Annotated in this window: 17 protein-coding genes and 4 tRNA genes; 18 read left to right on the top strand and 3 right to left on the bottom strand. The window is 64.1% G+C overall.

All coding sequences use genetic code 11. The features are described 5' to 3' along the window. Window positions 1–90 precede the first annotated feature (90 nt). From alaS to N5C28_RS02545, 7 genes are all read left to right on the top strand, one after another. The gene (alaS, locus tag N5C28_RS02575) at window positions 91–2,715 is read left to right on the top strand and encodes an alanine--tRNA ligase (protein WP_279819741.1); all 2,625 of its coding nucleotides are present in this window, start codon (window positions 91–93) and stop codon (window positions 2,713–2,715) included. Between the two features lie 113 nt (window positions 2,716–2,828). Continuing rightward, window positions 2,829–4,067: an aspartate kinase gene (locus N5C28_RS02570; RefSeq protein WP_279819739.1), complete on the top strand. Its 1,239-nt coding sequence runs from the start codon at window positions 2,829–2,831 to the stop codon at window positions 4,065–4,067. 190 nt (window positions 4,068–4,257) lie between these two features. Beyond that, on the top strand, window positions 4,258–4,443 hold the full coding sequence (csrA, locus tag N5C28_RS02565; RefSeq protein ID WP_025165378.1) for a carbon storage regulator CsrA: 186 nt from the start codon (window positions 4,258–4,260) through the stop codon (window positions 4,441–4,443). Between the two features lie 62 nt (window positions 4,444–4,505). Further along, window positions 4,506–4,596 (top strand) — tRNA-Ser (locus N5C28_RS02560). A 70-nt stretch (window positions 4,597–4,666) separates the two neighbouring features. Next, window positions 4,667–4,743 (top strand) — tRNA-Arg (locus N5C28_RS02555). 72 nt (window positions 4,744–4,815) lie between these two features. Continuing rightward, window positions 4,816–4,892 (top strand) — tRNA-Arg (locus N5C28_RS02550). A 72-nt stretch (window positions 4,893–4,964) separates the two neighbouring features. Beyond that, window positions 4,965–5,041, top strand: a tRNA-Arg gene (locus N5C28_RS02545). A gap of 57 nt (window positions 5,042–5,098) precedes the next feature. Here N5C28_RS02545 and N5C28_RS02540 read toward each other — a convergent pair. After that, window positions 5,099–5,596 carry a DUF4124 domain-containing protein gene (locus N5C28_RS02540; protein WP_279819738.1) on the bottom strand — a complete coding sequence of 166 codons (498 nt, stop codon included), beginning with the start codon at window positions 5,594–5,596 and terminating at the stop codon, window positions 5,099–5,101. Window positions 5,597–5,919: 323 nt separating this feature from the next. Between N5C28_RS02540 and mgtE the strand changes: the two genes are divergently transcribed. After that, window positions 5,920–7,362: a magnesium transporter gene (mgtE, locus tag N5C28_RS02535; RefSeq protein WP_279819736.1), complete on the top strand. Its 1,443-nt coding sequence runs from the start codon at window positions 5,920–5,922 to the stop codon at window positions 7,360–7,362. 3 nt (window positions 7,363–7,365) lie between these two features. Here mgtE and N5C28_RS02530 read toward each other — a convergent pair whose 3' ends face one another. Continuing rightward, window positions 7,366–7,827: a nuclear transport factor 2 family protein gene (locus tag N5C28_RS02530; RefSeq protein WP_279819734.1), complete on the bottom strand. Its 462-nt coding sequence runs from the start codon at window positions 7,825–7,827 to the stop codon at window positions 7,366–7,368. 181 nt (window positions 7,828–8,008) lie between these two features. On the opposite strand from N5C28_RS02530, the gene N5C28_RS02525 reads away from it, so the two are divergent. Then, a complete protein-coding gene (locus tag N5C28_RS02525; protein WP_279820336.1) occupies window positions 8,009–8,914 on the top strand; it encodes an AraC family transcriptional regulator in 906 nt (301 codons plus the stop codon). A gap of 59 nt (window positions 8,915–8,973) precedes the next feature. Here N5C28_RS02525 and N5C28_RS02520 read toward each other — a convergent pair whose 3' ends face one another. Further along, entirely contained in the window at window positions 8,974–9,300 is a 327-nt protein-coding gene (locus N5C28_RS02520) for an Arc family DNA-binding protein (protein WP_279819733.1), read from the bottom strand. Window positions 9,301–9,686: 386 nt separating this feature from the next. On the opposite strand from N5C28_RS02520, the gene phnC reads away from it, so the two are divergent. The 9 genes from phnC to phnK all read left to right on the top strand — a co-directional run bounded on the left by phnC (window position 9,687) and on the right by phnK (window position 17,020). Beyond that, a complete protein-coding gene (gene phnC / locus N5C28_RS02515) occupies window positions 9,687–10,523 on the top strand; it encodes a phosphonate ABC transporter ATP-binding protein (RefSeq protein WP_279819731.1) in 837 nt (278 codons plus the stop codon). A gap of 55 nt (window positions 10,524–10,578) precedes the next feature. Then, window positions 10,579–11,583 carry a phosphonate ABC transporter substrate-binding protein gene (phnD, locus tag N5C28_RS02510; protein ID WP_279819729.1) on the top strand — a complete coding sequence of 335 codons (1,005 nt, stop codon included), beginning with the start codon at window positions 10,579–10,581 and terminating at the stop codon, window positions 11,581–11,583. A gap of 66 nt (window positions 11,584–11,649) precedes the next feature. Continuing rightward, window positions 11,650–12,444, top strand: coding sequence for a phosphonate ABC transporter, permease protein PhnE (phnE, locus tag N5C28_RS02505; RefSeq protein WP_279819726.1), 795 nt, complete (start codon window positions 11,650–11,652; stop codon window positions 12,442–12,444). Between the two features lie 33 nt (window positions 12,445–12,477). After that, window positions 12,478–13,182, top strand: a complete 705-nt coding sequence (gene phnF, locus N5C28_RS02500) for a phosphonate metabolism transcriptional regulator PhnF (protein ID WP_279819724.1) — start codon at window positions 12,478–12,480, stop codon at window positions 13,180–13,182. A 14-nt stretch (window positions 13,183–13,196) separates the two neighbouring features. Beyond that, window positions 13,197–13,643 carry a phosphonate C-P lyase system protein PhnG gene (gene phnG / locus N5C28_RS02495; RefSeq protein WP_279820335.1) on the top strand — a complete coding sequence of 149 codons (447 nt, stop codon included), beginning with the start codon at window positions 13,197–13,199 and terminating at the stop codon, window positions 13,641–13,643. Beyond that, window positions 13,643–14,254 (top strand): phosphonate C-P lyase system protein PhnH, encoded by a 612-nt coding sequence (phnH, locus tag N5C28_RS02490; protein ID WP_279819721.1) that lies wholly within the window; start codon window positions 13,643–13,645, stop codon window positions 14,252–14,254. Before phnG ends, phnH begins: the two co-directional genes overlap by 1 nt. Next, window positions 14,254–15,330 (top strand): carbon-phosphorus lyase complex subunit PhnI, encoded by a 1,077-nt coding sequence (locus tag N5C28_RS02485; RefSeq protein WP_279819718.1) that lies wholly within the window; start codon window positions 14,254–14,256, stop codon window positions 15,328–15,330. Before phnH ends, N5C28_RS02485 begins: the two co-directional genes overlap by 1 nt. Next, window positions 15,327–16,214 carry an alpha-D-ribose 1-methylphosphonate 5-phosphate C-P-lyase PhnJ gene (locus N5C28_RS02480; protein ID WP_279819716.1) on the top strand — a complete coding sequence of 296 codons (888 nt, stop codon included), beginning with the start codon at window positions 15,327–15,329 and terminating at the stop codon, window positions 16,212–16,214. The genes N5C28_RS02485 and N5C28_RS02480 overlap by 4 nt, the downstream gene beginning before the upstream one ends. Beyond that, window positions 16,211–17,020, top strand: a complete 810-nt coding sequence (phnK, locus tag N5C28_RS02475) for a phosphonate C-P lyase system protein PhnK (protein WP_279819713.1) — start codon at window positions 16,211–16,213, stop codon at window positions 17,018–17,020. Before N5C28_RS02480 ends, phnK begins: the two co-directional genes overlap by 4 nt. Window positions 17,021–17,065 lie beyond the last annotated feature (45 nt).

The raw sequence follows: 17,065 nt of genomic DNA, 5'->3' as shown, positions 1-17,065 counted from the left end.
GATAAAGGCACTAGCCGCGGGCGTTAGGCCCGATATAATGCGGCCCTTTGCCGGCTTTTGCCGTGGCCGCCTGATTCCGTGGGAAACCCTATGAAAAGCGCAGAAATCCGTGAAGCCTTCTTGAGCTTCTTCGAAGAGAAAGGGCACACCCGTGTCGCTTCCAGCTCCCTGATTCCGGGCAATGACCCAACGCTGCTGTTCACCAACGCAGGGATGAACCAGTTCAAGGACTGCTTCCTCGGCCTGGAAAAGCGCAGCTACACCCGTGCGGCCACCAGCCAGAAGTGCGTGCGTGCCGGCGGCAAGCACAACGACCTGGAAAACGTCGGCTACACCGCGCGTCACCACACCTTCTTCGAAATGCTGGGCAACTTCAGCTTCGGCGACTACTTCAAGCGCGACGCGATCCACTTCGCCTGGGAATTCCTCACCGGCGATCGCTGGCTGAACCTGCCCAAGGACAAGCTCTGGGTCACGGTCTACGCCACCGACGACGAAGCCTACGACATCTGGAACAAGGAAATCGGCGTACCGGCCGAGCGGATGATCCGCATCGGCGACAACAAAGGCGCGCCGTACGCGTCCGACAACTTCTGGACCATGGGCGATACCGGCCCGTGCGGCCCGTGCACCGAGATTTTCTTCGACCACGGCGACCACATCTGGGGCGGCCCGCCCGGTTCGCCCGAGGAAGATGGCGACCGCTACATCGAAATCTGGAACAACGTATTCATGCAGTTCAACCGGACCGCTGACGGCGTGCTGCACCCGCTGCCGGCACCGAGCGTGGACACTGGCATGGGCCTGGAGCGCATCAGCGCCGTGCTGCAGCACGTCAACTCGAACTACGAGATCGACCTGTTCCAGAGCCTGCTGAACGCGGCAGCCAAGGCCATTGGCTGCGCCAACGAAGGCCAGGCCTCGCTGAAAGTGGTGGCTGACCACATCCGTTCCTGCGGCTTCCTGATCGCCGATGGCGTGACCCCGTCCAACGAAGGCCGTGGCTACGTGCTGCGTCGCATCGTGCGTCGCGCCTGCCGCCACGGTAACAAGCTGGGCGCCAAGGGCAGCTTCTTCTACCAGATCGTTGCGGCCCTGGTCGCCGAGATGGGCGAAGCCTTCCCAGAACTGAAACAGCAGCAGGCGCACATCGAGCGCGTGCTGAAAACCGAAGAAGAGCAGTTCGCCAAGACCCTGGAACAGGGCCTGAAGATCCTCGAGCAGGACCTGGCCGAGCTCAAAGGCTCCGTCATCCCAGGCGAAGTGATCTTCAAGCTGTACGACACCTACGGCTTCCCGATGGACCTCACTGGCGACATCGCCCGTGAGCGCGAGCTGACCCTGGACGAAGCCGGCTTCGAGCGCGAGATGGAAGCCCAGCGCGAGCGTGCGCGTTCGGCCAGCGCGTTCGGCATGGACTACAACAACCTGGTCAAGGTCGACGCTGATACCCGCTTCATGGGCTACGAAGGCACCAGCGGCAACGGCAAGATCATTGCGCTGTTCAAGGCCGGCGCGGCCGTGGACAGCCTGGCTGAAGGCGAAGAGGGCGTGGTGGTGCTGGACCAGACCCCGTTCTACGCCGAATCCGGTGGTCAGATCGGTGACTGCGGCTACCTCGAAGGCGCTGGCGTGCGTTTCGACGTGCGTGACACCACCAAGGCCGGCGGTGCGTTCCTGCACCACGGCGTGGTGGCCAAGGGCGGCCTCAACGTCGGCACCAGCGTCAAGGCCGAGGCCGACGCCACCGTGCGCCAGGCCACTGCGCTCAATCACTCCGCCACCCACCTGCTGCACGCTGCGCTGCGTCAGGTACTGGGCGAGCACGTGCAACAGAAGGGCTCGCTGGTCGACAGCCAGCGCCTGCGTTTCGACTTCAGCCACTTCGAGGCGATCAAGCCGGAGCAACTGAAGGCCCTGGAAGACATCGTCAACGCCGAGATTCGCAAGAACTCCGAGGTCGAGACCGAAGAAACCGACATCGAGAGCGCCAAGTCCAAGGGCGCCATGGCGCTGTTCGGCGAAAAGTACGGTGACCAGGTTCGCGTGCTGAGCATGGGCGGCGACTTCTCCGTGGAGCTGTGCGGCGGTACCCACGTTTCCCGCACCGGCGACATCGGCCTGTTCAAGATCACCAGCGAAGGCGGCGTGGCCGCCGGCGTGCGCCGTATCGAAGCGGTCACCGGCGCAGCGGCTTTGGCGTACCTGAACGGTGCCGAAGAGCAGCTCAAGGAAGCCGCCGCACTGGTCAAGGGCAGCCGCGACAACCTGCTGGACAAACTGGCCGGCGTGCTGGAGCGCAACCGTCAGTTGGAAAAGGAACTGGAGCAGCTCAAGGCCAAGGCCGCCAGCGCGGCTGGTAACGACCTGGCCGGCTCGGCCGTGGACGTCAAAGGCGTCAAGGTCCTGGCATCGCGCCTCGACGGCCTGGATGGCAAGGCGCTGCTGGCGATGGTCGATCAGTTGAAGAACAAGTTGGGCAGCGCCGTCATCCTGCTCGGCGGTGTACAGGACGACAAGGTCGTACTGGTCGCCGGTGTGACCCAGGACCTGACCGGCAAGCTCAAGGCCGGCGACCTGATGAAGCAAGCGGCGGCAGCCGTGGGCGGGAAGGGCGGTGGTCGCCCGGACATGGCTCAGGGCGGCGGCACCGAAGCCGGCAAGCTGGACGAAGCGCTGGGCCTGGCCCAGACCTTCGCCGAGCAGGGCCTGTAACGTCCGGTACCCGGACGCAGGCTGCCAAGGCCCGGATCACGCCCGGTGGGCCTTGGCAGTCTCTCGAGTTGAATGTTTAATGGGCGCCCTTCACGGGCTGAGGCGGCTTTGAAATGGCTTTGATCGTACAAAAATTCGGGGGCACCTCCGTCGGCACCGTTGAGCGTATTCAACAAGTGGCCGAGAAGGTGAAGAAGTTCCGCGAGAAAGGCGACGACATCGTCGTCGTGGTGTCGGCCATGAGTGGCGAGACCAACCGCCTGATCGATCTGGCCAAACAGGTCAGCGACGACCAGCCGGTCCCGCGTGAACTGGACGTGATGGTTTCCACCGGCGAGCAGGTGACGATTGCCCTGTTGGCCATGGCGCTGATCAAGCGTGGCGTGCCGGCGGTGTCCTACACCGGCAACCAGGTGCGTATCCTCACCGACAGCGCGCACAACAAGGCGCGCATCCTGCAGATTGACGATCAGAAGCTGCGTGCCGACCTCAAGGCAGGTCGCGTGGTGGTGGTGGCAGGTTTCCAGGGCGTCGACGAGCACGGCAACATCACTACCCTGGGCCGTGGCGGTTCCGATACCACCGGTGTGGCCCTGGCTGCCGCGCTGAAGGCCGATGAGTGCCAGATCTATACCGACGTGGACGGTGTCTACACCACTGACCCGCGTGTGGTGCCCCAGGCTCAGCGCCTGGAAAAGATCACCTTCGAGGAAATGCTGGAAATGGCCAGCCTGGGCTCCAAGGTGTTGCAGATCCGCTCGGTGGAGTTCGCCGGCAAGTACAACGTCCCGCTGCGCGTGTTGCACAGCTTCCAAGAGGGGCCGGGCACCCTCATTACCCTTGATGAAGAGGAATCCATGGAACAGCCGATCATCTCCGGCATCGCTTTCAACCGCGACGAAGCCAAGCTGACTATCCGTGGCGTGCCGGACATCCCGGGCGTGGCCTTCAAGATTCTCGGCCCGATCAGTGCGTCCAACATCGAAGTGGACATGATCGTGCAGAACGTGGCCCACGATAACACCACCGATTTCACCTTCACTGTGCACCGCAACGATTACACCGCCGCTCAGCAAGTGCTGGAAAACACCGCGCGCGAGCTGGGTGCCCGTGAAGTGATCGGTGACACCAAGATCGCCAAGGTCTCCATCGTCGGCGTGGGCATGCGTTCCCATGCAGGCGTTGCCAGCCGCATGTTCGAAGCCCTGGCCAAGGAGAACATCAACATCCAGATGATCTCCACCTCGGAGATCAAGGTATCGGTGGTGATCGAGGAGAAATACCTGGAGCTGGCAGTGCGTGCATTGCACACCGCTTTCGAGCTCGACGCACCTGCTCGACAGGGCGACTGATCGAGGTATACCCAAAAGGCGCGGCTCATCCGCGCCTTTTGTCTTTTTTGGCTGGTAGGGAAGGAACTTTCTTTCTGTCCACTCTGGTCAATACTTGGGTGTAAGCTCTGCTTGATATTGCAGGGAGCTGCCACCATTTCATCTTTGCAGACTGCTGTTGTCCTGAACTTAAATCCGTAAGGAGAAAGGAATGCTGATTCTGACTCGCCGGGTCGGAGAGACCCTGATGGTGGGTGACGAAGTCACTGTCACCGTGTTGGGCGTGAAAGGTAATCAGGTGCGCATTGGCGTTAACGCGCCGAAGGAAGTTGCCGTGCACCGTGAGGAGATTTACCAGCGCATCCAGAAAGAGAAAGGCGAAGAACCAAGCCACTAATTTTTATCGAAATTTTGGCTTTGCAAACGGGGAAAACATGGTTATCATGCGCCCCGTGTTGCGGAGAGGTGGCCGAGTGGCCGAAGGCGCTCCCCTGCTAAGGGAGTACACCTCAAAAGGGTGTCGGGGGTTCGAATCCCCCCTTCTCCGCCATTATTTGACTAATCTGGCTGTCAGTCAGGTTGAAAAAAACCAGTGGTGATCTGGTCTAAAAGTGCCAAACGGACTCATAGCTCAGCTGGATAGAGTACTCGGCTACGAACCGAGCGGTCGGAGGTTCGAATCCTCCTGAGTCCGCCATATTGAAATGGCTTGCAGCAGTGCAAGCCATTTTGTTTCAACCAGCGGTGATCTGGTCTAAAAACACCAAACGGACTCATAGCTCAGCTGGATAGAGTACTCGGCTACGAACCGAGCGGTCGGAGGTTCGAATCCTCCTGAGTCCGCCATATCGAATGGCACTGCAGCGATGCGGGTCATGTTGTTTCAACCAGTGGTGATCTGGTCTAAAAGCGCCAAACGGACTCATAGCTCAGCTGGATAGAGTACTCGGCTACGAACCGAGCGGTCGGAGGTTCGAATCCTCCTGAGTCCGCCATACCGAAAGGGCCTGCAGAAATGCAGGCCCTTTTTCTTTGCCCGCGATTTTTCGCCGTCAGTTCTTCACGCAGCCGGCTTCGTCGAAACTCACCTGGCGCGTATTGCCCTTGGGGTCGAGGAAGTGCCAGCGGGTTTCGCCGTTGCGGCTGCTGACCCGGTCGGGTTTGCCGAACATGCTTTCCACGTCCGATTGGGTCATGCCGCTGCGTACCTGTCGCTTCACCATGGCGTCGCGACGGGCATGGCCGGTCAGCACGTCGCCGCAGCCGTCGGTGCGCTCACCGACTACAGTCAAACTGGTAAGCCGCTCGCGCGGTTGCTGGCGAGCGCCTTCGGGCCTGCTGGTGTCGGCCAAGGGGATGGTTTCGCCGCTGCTGGGTGTGTGATTGCGCGCGTCCTGCAGCTGTTGCTGCTGGTCGGTCGGGCACCCGTGAAAGGTGAAGGTGATATGGCCGTTGGCGTCTTCGCAGCGAAAGACGGTGGCTGCCGAGAGGGAAGTGGTGGGGTAGAGCGAGATGATGCAGACAAAGGCTGCGCACTGTAGTCCATGCATGGGGTCGTCCTCCTTGACGATTGCTCCTCAAGCATAGTCGCGCCTCTTTCGTTCGCCAGGGTGTCTTGGTGCGGTTGGCGGGCGTCGCAGTTGCGAAGTTTTAAATCGTGCTCAAGAGTGTGTTGCAAGCACTTGTTCTTGCCGCGCTTTTGTCACGTGCAAAGCGGCTTGGCAGTGTTATCATTTGCCGCGTCAGCCCCGCCGGGGCTTGTGGAACACCACCATGGACTTACCCAGTAGTTACTCTGAATCCCGATTGTGCAATCGCGTATTGACTGATTGACCCTCTCTGGCGTGCGCCGCCACTGGGGGTGGAGCGCGCCATGACTGAAGTAGACGCCAAAAAACCGCAAGAAAGCCTGCAGGACCGCCTCGCTCAGGTGGTCGAGCTGCTGCATCGTCACAAGCTGGTCGAGGACCTGACGCACCGTCAGGAAGGCCAGCACAATGACCGGGTCGAACACCTGGTCCATCGCCAGAATCTCGCCGAGCTGCAGCGCAAGCTCGATGACCTGCACTCCGCCGACGTGGCCTACATCCTCGAAGCCTTGCCGCTCGAAGAGCGCCTGACCGTCTGGCAACTGGTCAAGGTCGAGCGTGACGGCGACATTCTCCTGGAAGTGTCCGACGCGGTTCGTGAAACCCTGATCGCCGACATGGAGGATCACGAGATCCTCGCGGCCGCCAAGGAGATGGACGCCGACGAACTGGCGGACCTGGCCCACGAACTGCCGCGCGACGTTGTCCATGAGCTGATGGAGTCCCTCGACGCCCAGCAGCGCGAGCGCGTGCGTTCGGCCCTGTCCTACGAGGAAGACCAGGTCGGCGCGCTGATGGACTTCGAGATGGTCACCATCCGCGAAGACGTCACCCTGGAAGTGGTGTTGCGCTACCTGCGCCGCCTGAAGGAACTGCCTGGCCACACCGACAAACTGTTCGTGGTCGACTACGACGGCGTGCTGAAGGGTGTGCTGCCGGTCAAGCGCCTGCTGGTCAATGACCCGGACAAACACGTGGCCGAAGTCATGGCCACCGACCCGGTGAGCTTCCACCCGGACGAAGACGCCTACGATGCGGCCCAGGCATTCGAGCGTTACGACCTGATTTCCTCGCCCGTGGTGGACAAGAACGGCAAGCTGATCGGCCGCCTGACCATCGACGAAATGGTCGACCTGATCCGTGAGGAAAGCGAAAGCGAAGTCCTCAACATGGCCGGTCTGCGCGAGGAAGAAGACATCTTCGCCTCGGTCTGGAAGTCGGTGAGAAACCGCTGGGCCTGGCTGGCGATCAACCTGATGACGGCATTCCTGGCGTCGCGGGTGATCGGCGTGTTCGAGGGCTCCATCGAGAAGCTGGTGGCCCTGGCGGCGCTGATGCCGATCGTGGCGGGTATCGGTGGTAACTCGGGCAACCAGACCATCACCATGATCGTGCGCGCCATGGCCCTGGACCAAGTGGGCACTGGCAACACCAAGCGCCTGGTGCGCAAGGAGCTGGGTGTGTCATTGATCAACGGCCTGTTGTGGGGTGGGGTGATCGGGGTGGTCGCCTACGTGCTCTATGACAGCTGGTCGCTGGGCGTGGTGATGACCGCGGCGATGACGCTCAACCTGCTGCTGGCCGCCCTGATGGGGGTGCTGATCCCCATGACCCTGGCGCGCCTGGGGCGCGACCCGGCCATGGGGGCCAGTGTGATGATCACCGCCGTCACCGACAGCGGTGGCTTCTTCATCTTCCTCGGCCTGGCCTCGATCTTCCTGTTGTAAGGCCTATTCCATCAGCTCCACCAGTCGCCAGGTATCGAGGAAGGCCACGACCCGCGTGATGCGGCCTTCCTCGAACTGCAGGTGCCAGGCGTAGCTGTTCTCGTAGCGCTTGCCATCCCGTGCGGTCGCGCTGCCATCCCACATCACCACCACGTGCGGTCCCTGAGCGACGATCTGGCGCACGGTGGGCGTGATGGGGGTGGCCAGGCGGTCGGTGATCGGCTTGACCGCATCGTTCATGAAGGATTCCCGGGTGCGATAGATCCCGGACACCGGGCTGTTGCCTGCAACGGTCCATTCGGCGTCGTCGGCCAGCAGGTCGAACACGCTGCCTGTGCCGTTGCGCCAATTGTCGAAGGCCTGTTGCACCAGGGCGGTGTTCTCGGACTCGCTGCTGCCGGCCCAGGTCGGCAGGCTCAACAGGGCGCTCAGCAGCAAGGCACTCGCGTGGTGGAATGGGCGCATGGGGTGGTTCTCCTGTTGTGGTCGTCAGGGTCATGCTAGGCAGGGGCGCGCTGGTTGCTAAGTCCGGTTACTCTTTCGACCTTGCCTGTTTCTATCGAGTGACCCCTAGAATGCCGTCTCATCCCTGAGCGATGCGGTTGCCTGAACGATGACGGTGATACCTGAAGACCAGCGGCGGCGCATGGTCGAGTTGATGCTGCGCCTGGCGCCCGAAGAGGGCTACACCCGTGCCCTGCACGACGGCGTAACCTTCATGCGCTCCAACCGCGCGCTGCCCAGCACGCCGGCGCTGTACGAGCCGAGCATCGTGATCGTGATCCAAGGGCGCAAGCGCGGCCTGCACAGCGGCAAACTCTATGTCTACGATGCCCAGCACTACCTGGTGCTGTCGGTGCCGCTGCCGTTCACCATCGAGACCGAAGCGAGCGAGGCGGAGCCGCTGCTGGGCTTGGCCTTGCGTGTCGACCCGCAACTGGTTGCCGAGCTGGCGATGGGGCTGGAGGAAGTCCGCGGCGCGACCCAGCCCCTGCCACAAACCCTGCATTCGACGCCGATGGACAGCCGGCTGGCCGATGCGACGCTGCGCCTGCTCGAGGCCTTGAGTTCGCCGGAAGAGGCGCGCTTGCTCGGGGCGTCGATCATTCGGGAGATCGTGTTTCGGGTGCTGATGGGGGAGCAGGGCGGGGGACTGCGCGCTACCCTGTCACAGGGCGGGCACTTCGGGCGGATCGCCCGGGTGCTGCAGCGCATTCATTCGAGCTACGACCAGAGCCTGGATGTCACCACGCTGGCCGAGGCGGCGAACATGAGCGTGCCGGCCTTCCACGTGCACTTCAAGGCGGTGACGTCGTCCTCGCCGTTGCAGTACCTCAAGACCGTGCGGCTGCACCAGGCGCGGCTGATGATGATTCGCGAAGGACTGAGTGCGAGCAGTGCGGCGCAGCGGGTCGGCTACGAAAGCCCGTCGCAGTTCAGTCGCGAGTTCAAGCGGTTGTTCGGCCGAGCACCCGGGCACGAGGTGCGCCATCTCAAGGCTTTGCTGTCGCTGGCCCCGGCGGTGGGCGCGGAGCGTGGCCTGGCGCTGTAGGCAAAAAACGCGGGCAACAAAAAAACCGGCTCCAGAGCCGGTTTTTTTGTTGCTGCTGTTTAGGCTTCTTCGGCAGCCATTTCGACGTCGTGAGCGATCAATGCCACGAGGGCATTCTGCTGACGGCGAGACAACTGGCGGAAGCGTTGCAGCAATTCGCGTTCGTGCAGGGACAGCTCGGGGCTGTCCAGACGCAGGTTGACGTCATCACCCAGCGTGCCTTCCTGAAGCATGCTCTGCTCCAGGCGGGCGATTATTTCCGAATTCATGCTGCGGTGATGGTTACGCGCTACATCAGCAATGCGTTCACGCATGCCGTCGGGCAAACGAACGACGAACTTGTCAGCCGTGCGGCTGGAATAGATAGCCTGTTTCATAGGGCGCATACATTAAACCGGTTAGTTCAGGGAAGCGATGCTGGCATGAGCGTCGAGATTGTCACCGGTTTGACCATCTTTAGCACTAGCCGTTCAACCAGATTCGCCATTTGCCGCATTATAACCTTTTGGTCACGCAAACAATTCTTTGACGTCAAATACGTGTCGAATTCTGACGCCAGTACCGGCTTTTTGCCAGCACCAGTTATCCGAAATTCGTGTAGTTGGACACAAACTCGACAAAACGTTCCGCCTATTCCGAAAAACCTTCAACGAATCGTCACTCAAGCGTCATGGCCCGTTAACGGGGCTGACACAGGATTTGCCTAGCTTGGTCTACACCAGCAGGTGGCCTGGCGTCGCCGAGCAACCGTTAAAACAAGAGGGGGCATCCCATGAGCGCAGTGATCCAGGTCGAGCGGCTGAACAAATCGTTCGGTCGCAAGCAAGCCTTGTTCGACCTCGCCTTGTCGATCCAGCCCGGCGAAATGGTGGCGCTGATCGGCGCCTCGGGCTCCGGCAAATCCACGCTGCTGCGCCATGTGGCGGGCCTGGCCTGCTGCGACCGATCGGACGGCGGGCGCATCGAGGTGCTGGGCCGTGAAGTGCAGGCCCAGGGCCGGCTGAACGGCGACGTGCGCCGGTTGCGTGCCGACATCGGCTATATCTTCCAGCAGTTCAATCTGGTGGGGCGCCTGAGCGTCCTGCAGAACGTGCTGCTCGGTTGCCTGGGGCGCACGCCGCGCTGGCGCGGCACCTTCGGCCTGTTCACCGTCGAGGAGAAGCAGCGCGCGCTGCATGCGTTGGAGCGTGTCGGCCTGGTCGATCTGGCCCAGCAGCGCGCCTCCACCCTGTCCGGCGGCCAGCAACAGCGCGTGGCGATCGCCCGCACGCTGTGCCAGCGGGCCGAGGTGATCCTGGCCGACGAGCCGATCGCCTCGCTGGACCCCGAGTCCGCCCGCAAGGTCATGGACATCCTCGCGGACATCAACCGCGAAGACGGCAAGACCGTAGTGGTGACCCTGCATCAGGTGGACTATGCCATGCGCTATTGCCAGCGCGCGGTGGCCCTGAAAGGCGGGCGCATCCACTTCGACGGCCCGACCGCCGGGCTCAGTCCGAACTTCCTCAATGACCTCTATGGCGCCGACCTCGACGCCAGCCTGCTGCTGAGCGACGCCGCGCGCCGCCCACGGCCCCGCGACGTGTCGCTGACCCTGGCGAAAGCCTGACCGCCCCCGAATTCCGCTTGTTCCCGAACGCCCATCCTTCGCAGGAGTGCTTTGCATGTTCAAACGCATCAGCCATGTATTCGCCGCGTCGGCGCTGCTGGCCGGCTCGGTCCTGGGCACTGCCCAGGCCGCCGACCAGGAAATCAACTTCGGCATCATTTCCACCGAGTCGTCGCAGAACCTGAGAAGCACCTGGGACCCGTTCCTCAAGGCCATGAGCGAGAAGACCGGGATGAAGATCAAGGCGTTCTTCGCCCCGGACTATGCCGGGATCATCCAGGGCATGCGTTTCGACAAGGTCGACGTGGCCTGGTACGGCAACAAGGCCGCCATGGAGGCGGTGGACCGGGCGGGTGGCGAGGTGTTCGCCCAGACCGTCGCGGCCAACGGCTCGCAGGGCTATTACAGCCTGATGGTGGCGCACAAGGACAGCCCGATCAATTCGGTCGAGGACATGCTCAAGAACGCCAAGAACCTGACCTTCGCCAACGGCGACCCGAACTCCACGTCCGGTTATCTGGTGCCCGGCTACTACGTGTTCGCCCAGAACAAGGTCGACGCCAACCGCATTTTCAAGCGCGCGCTGAACGGCAGCCACGAGGTCAACGCCCTGTCGGTGGCCAACAAGCAGGTGGACATCGGCACCTTCAACAGCGAAGGCATGGAGCGCCTGGAAATCACCGCGCCGGACAAGGCCGCGCAACTGAAGGTGATCTGGACCTCGCCGCTGATTCCGTCCGACCCGATGGTCTGGCGCAAGAACCTCAGCGCCGGCGACAAGGCCACCCTGCGTGAATTCTTCATGACCTACGGCGACCAGCCGGATGAGCTGAAAGTGCTCGAGGGCCTGCAGTGGGGCAAGTTCCGCGCTGCCGATGACGACCAGCTGCTGCCGGTTCGCCAGTTGGAGCTGTTCAAGCAGCGCAGCGACGTGGCCAACAACGACAAGCTGTCCGACGGCGACAAGCAGGCCAAGCTCAAGGAGCTGGACGAACAACTGGCCACGCTGGAACAGCGCATGGCCGAGCGTGAGCAGAAGAACGCTGCCAACGCTGGCTGATTCCGCTAGCCGCCTTGCCCAGCCGGGCAGGGCGGCTGACTTCGCCTTTTTCGTCGAGACTTTGTCATGACCACTCTGACTTCCGCTTCCGGCCTCGATGCCAGCGCCAAGCGCTCCTGGCCTCAACTGATCGGCTGGGGCCTGTTCTTCGCCCTGCTGGCCTGGTCCTGGAAGGGCGCCGAGATGAACCCCCTCGGCCTGATCCGTGACGCGGGCAACATGGCGACCTTCGCCGCCGACTTCTTCCCGCCGGACTTCAGCAACTGGGAGCTGTACCTCAAGGAAATGATCATCACCGTGCAGATCGCCCTGTGGGGCACGGTGCTGGCCATCGTCTGCGCCATCCCGCTGGGCATCCTGTGCTCCGCCAACATCGTGCCCTGGTGGGTCTACCAGCCGGTACGGCGGGTGATGGACGCCTGCCGGTCGATCAACGAAATGGTGTTCGCCATGTTGTTCGTGGTCGCGGTCGGCCTGGGGCCGTTCGCCGGGGTGCTGGCGCTGTTCATCGGCACCACCGGGGTGCTGGCCAAGCTGTTCGCCGAAGCGGTGGAGGCTATCGATCCGGGCCCGGTGGAAGGGGTGCGCGCCACCGGCGCCAGCGCCCTGCAGGAAGTGATCTTCGGGGTCATTCCCCAGGTCCTGCCGCTGTGGATTTCCTACTCGCTGTACCGCTTCGAGTCCAACGTGCGCTCGGCCACGGTGGTGGGCATGGTCGGTGCCGGCGGCATCGGCGTGATCCTCTGGGAGGCGATCCGCGGGTTCCAGTTCGCCCAGACCTGCGCCCTGCTGATCGTGATCATCGTGGTGGTCAGCCTGATCGACATCCTGTCGCAGCGCCTGCGCAAACAGTTCATCTGATCGAGGGGGCGCGGTGAGCGCCTTTTTTCAAGCATGCACTTGTCTAGACAAACCGAACCGCTGTACCGCGAGCTGGCCGCCGTGCTCCGCGAGGAGCTGCGTCACCTGGCCCCGGGCGATTACCTGCCGGGGGAAATCCAGCTGGCCTCGCGCTTCTCTGTCAACCGCCACACGGTGCGCCGGGCCGTCGACGAGCTGGTGCTCGAAGGCCGCCTGCTGCGCCAGCAGGGCAAGGGCACGCGGGTGCTGGCCAAGCCGCTGATCTACCCGGTGGAGGCGGGCAGTGCCTACAGCGAATCGCTGTCTGCCCTGGGGCACCGTGTGGAGGCGCAGCTGCTGGAGCGCCGCCAGCGCGCGGCCAGCCAGGAGGAGTGTCAGCACCTGCAACTGCCAGACGCCGCGCCGCTGATCGAGCTGAGCACCCTGCGCCTGCTCGACGGCCAGCCGGTCAGCCTGATCCGCCACCGCTTCTGTGCCAGCCGCGCCGGCCTGCTCACCGACTACCAGGGCGGCTCGCTGCGCCAGCACCTGGCCGAGCGCGACTTGCACCTGACCCGCACCTTCAGCCTGATCGGTGCGCGCCTGCCCAGCCGCGAAGAGGCCGCGCGCCTGCTGATGCCACAGCACGCGCCGCTGCTCACCGTACTCACCTTGTCCCGCGACGTTGCCGGGCGGCCGGTGGAGCTGGCGCTGTCGACCAGCCGTGCCGACCGCTTCCAGTACCAGGTCGCCCCCTGATGGAGAACCCGACCATGCACCACGACCCGCAGATCGCCCTTCGCCAGCGCTGGATGGGCGTGCTCGCCCGCGCCGGCCAGCACCTGCCGCGTTTCGAGGCGGCCCTGATGGACGCTGACTACCAACTGATTCGCGCCCCCGAGGTCGGCATGACCCTGGTACGCGGCCGCATGGGCGGCACCGGCAGCGCCTTCAACCTCGGCGAAATGACCGTGACCCGCTGCGTGGTACGCCTGGGGGACGGACGCACCGGCTACAGCTACGTGGCGGGGCGCGACAAGCGCCACGCCGAACTCGCCGCCCTGGCGGACGCCCACCTGCAGGGCGCGCAGCAACAGCACTGGCTGGAACAACTGATCGAACCCCTGGCGGCCGAGCAGCAGGCGGCACGGGCCAGTACCGAGGCGGACACCGCAACAACCCAGGTGGAATTCTTCACCCTGGTCAGAGGAGAGGATTGATGACTGCGCTTTACAGCTCCGAATGGCTGCAACCGGCCTTCAACGATCCGGTGCTGGATGCCCAGGCCAGTTTCCGCGTGGCGCTCAAGGCGCTGGCCGAGCCCGGCCTGGTCCAGCCGCTGGACCGCGCCCTGGCCCTGGACGGCCTGGCGCCGGCGACCTATGCACTGTGCCTGGCGTTTCTCGACGGCGACACGCCGCTGTGGCTGGCACCGTCCTTCGACACCCCGCTGATCCGCGCCAACCTGGCGTTCCACTGCGGTTGCCCGATCGTCGAAGCGCGCGAGCTGGCGCTGTTCGCCTTGCTCGATGAGCCGCAATTGCACGACCTGAGCGACTTCGACAACGGCAGCGAACGCTACCCCGACCAGTCCTGCACCTTGCTGATCCAACTCGAGGCCCTCGACGGCAGCGCGCCATTGCGCTGGCGCGGCCCGGGAATCAAGGACGTGCGCAGCGTGAGCCTGCCGTTGCCAGCGGTGTTCTGGCAGCAGCGCCAGGCGCGCAGTGCCTTCCCACGCGGGCTGGATGCCTTCTTCGCTGCGGGCAGCCAGATCATCGGCCTGCCGCGCAGCACCCATGTGCTGACCCCTGCCGAGGAGGCCGCCTGATGTATGTCGCCGTCAAAGGTGGCGAACGCGCCATCGACAACGCCCACCTGCTGCTGGCGAAGAAGCGCCGCGGCGATACCTCCATTCCCGAGCTCGATGTGGAGCAGGTGCGCCAGCAGCTGCCCCTGGCCGTGGCCCGGGTGATGAGCGAAGGCTCGCTGTACGACGAACAACTGGCGGCCCTGGCCATCAAGCAGGCCGCCGGTGACCTCATGGAAGCGATCTTCCTGCTGCGCGCCTACCGGACCACCTTGCCGCGCTTCGGGGCCACGCAGCCGCTGGACACCACGGCGATGACCCTGAGCCGGCGCATTTCCGCCACCTTCAAGGATGTGCCGGGCGGCCAGTTGCTGGGGCCGACCTTCGACTACACCCACCGCTTGCTGGACTTCGCCCTGCTGGCCGAGGGCGAACACCCTGGGCCACAGGCAGCAGTCTCGGCAGCGCCCACCGACTGCCCGCGGGTGCTGGATTTCCTGGCCGATGAAGGGCTGATGACGCGCGAAACGGAAGAGGGCGGCGAGGTGGCGGACATCACCCGCGAGCCCCTGGACTTTCCCACCAACCGCGCCCAGCGCCTGCAGGCCCTGGCCCGTGGCGACGAGGGCTTTCTCCTGGCCCTGGGGTATTCCACCCAGCGCGGTTACGGGCGCAACCACCCGTTCGCCGGTGAGATCCGCATCGGCCGGGCCGAGGTGTGGATGGCGCCGGAGGAACTGGGCTTCGCCGTGCCGCTGGGGGATATCGAGGTGACCGAGTGCGAAATGGTCAACCAGTTCGTCGGCGGCAAGGGCATCGAGCCGCAGTTCACCCGCGGCTATGGCCTGGCGTTCGGTTACGCCGAGCGCAAGGCCATGGGCATGGCCCTGGTGGACCGCGCCCTGCGCACCACGGAGTACGGCGAAGAAGTGGAGGGGCCGGCCCAGCAGGAGGAATTCGTGCTGATGCACTGCGACAACGTCGAGGCCGCGGGCTTCGTCTCGCACCTGAAGCTGCCGCACTACGTCGACTTCCAGTCCGAGCTGGAGCTGATCCGCAAACTGCGCACGCCACGCGCCGAGGAGCCTGCCCGATGACCGTCCAGATGCCGATCACCCAAGCCCCCGAGCGTGGCTACAACTTCGCCTACCTCGACGAGCAGACCAAACGCATGATCCGCCGCGGCCTGCTCAAGGCCGTGGCGGTACCCGGTTACCAGGTGCCGTTCGGCGGCCGCGAGATGCCGCTGCCCTATGGCTGGGGCACCGGCGGCATGCAGCTGACCGCCGCGATCCTGGGGGCCGACGATGTGCTCAAGGTCATCGACCAGGGCGCCGACGACACCACCAACGCCGTGTCGATCCGCCGCTTCTTCGCCCGCACTGCCGGCGTCCGCACCACCCTGCGTACCCCGGAAGCCACGGTGATCCAGACCCGCCACCGGATTCCGGAAACCCCGCTGACCGGCGACCAGATCATGGTCTACCAAGTGCCGATCCCGGAGCCGCTGCGCTTCATCGAACCCTCGGAAACCGAGACGCGCACCATGCACGCCCTCGGCGACTACGGGGTGATGCACGTGAAGCTGTACGAGGACATCGCCACCTTCGGCCACATCGCCACCAGCTACGCCTACCCGGTGACGGTGGACGACCGCTACGTGATGGACCCGTCGCCGATTCCCAAATTCGACAACCCCAAGCTGCACATGAGCCCGGCGTTGATGCTGTTCGGCGCCGGCCGCGAGAAGCGCCTGTACGCCGTGCCGCCCTACACCCGGGTGGTCAGCCTGGACTTCGACGATCACCCGTTCGCCGTCCAGCAGTGGGAGGAGTGCTGCGCCTTCTGCGGCAGCCGCGATTCCTACCTGGACGAACTGATCGTCGATGACGCCGGCAGCAAGCGTTTCGTCTGCTCCGACACCGATTACTGCATGCAGCGCCGCGACGATGAGGGTGCTGCCGGGGAGGTCCTGCAATGAGCGCCGCCGAACGATTGAACCCGCACCCGGAGCCGGCGCAACCGCTGTTCAGCGCGCGTGACCTGACTCGCCTGTACGGGCCGGAGAAGGGCTGCCAGGGTGTCAGCTTCGACCTGTACCCCGGTGAGGTGCTGGGCATCGTCGGCGAGTCCGGTTCGGGCAAGTCGACCCTGCTCAGCCTGTTGTCCGGACGCGGCCAGCCGGACCGGGGCACGGTGACCTACCGCCACCGCAACGGCACCGCGGTCGACCTGTACCGCGCCAGCGAGGCCGAGCGCCGCACGTTGCTGCGTACCGAATGGGGCTTCGTCGAGCAGAACCCGCGGGACGGCCTGCGCATGGCGGTGTCTGCCGGTGCCAACATCGGCGAGCGGCTGATGGCCCAGGGCGTGCGCCATTACGGCGAGCTGCGGGCGGCCGGCATCGACTGGCTCCGGCAGGTGGAAATCGACCCGCTGCGCATCGACGACCTGCCGCGCACCTTCTCCGGTGGCATGCAGCAGCGCCTGCAGATCGCCCGCAACCTGGTGTCCAGCCCGCGCCTGGTGTTCATGGACGAACCCACCGGCGGCCTCGACGTGTCGGTGCAGGCACGCCTGCTTGACCTGCTGCGCGGCCTGGTGCGCGAGCTGGACCTGGCGGTGGTGATCGTCACCCACGACCTGGCGGTGGCGCGCCTGCTGGCCGACCGGTTGATGGTGATGCGTCGCTCCCATGTGGTGGAGGCCGGCCTCACCGACCAGATCCTCGACGACCCGCAGCATCCGTACTCGCAGCTGCTGGTGTCGTCGGTGCTGCAGCCCTGATCGGGAACCAGCAAACGGTGGATGGAAAAAGCGCCATCCACCCTA

Source organism: Pseudomonas sp. GD03944 (genome assembly GCF_029839275.1).
Taxonomy (GTDB): Bacteria; Pseudomonadota; Gammaproteobacteria; order Pseudomonadales; family Pseudomonadaceae; genus Aquipseudomonas.
This window is presented reverse-complemented; position numbering and strand designations above follow the sequence as displayed.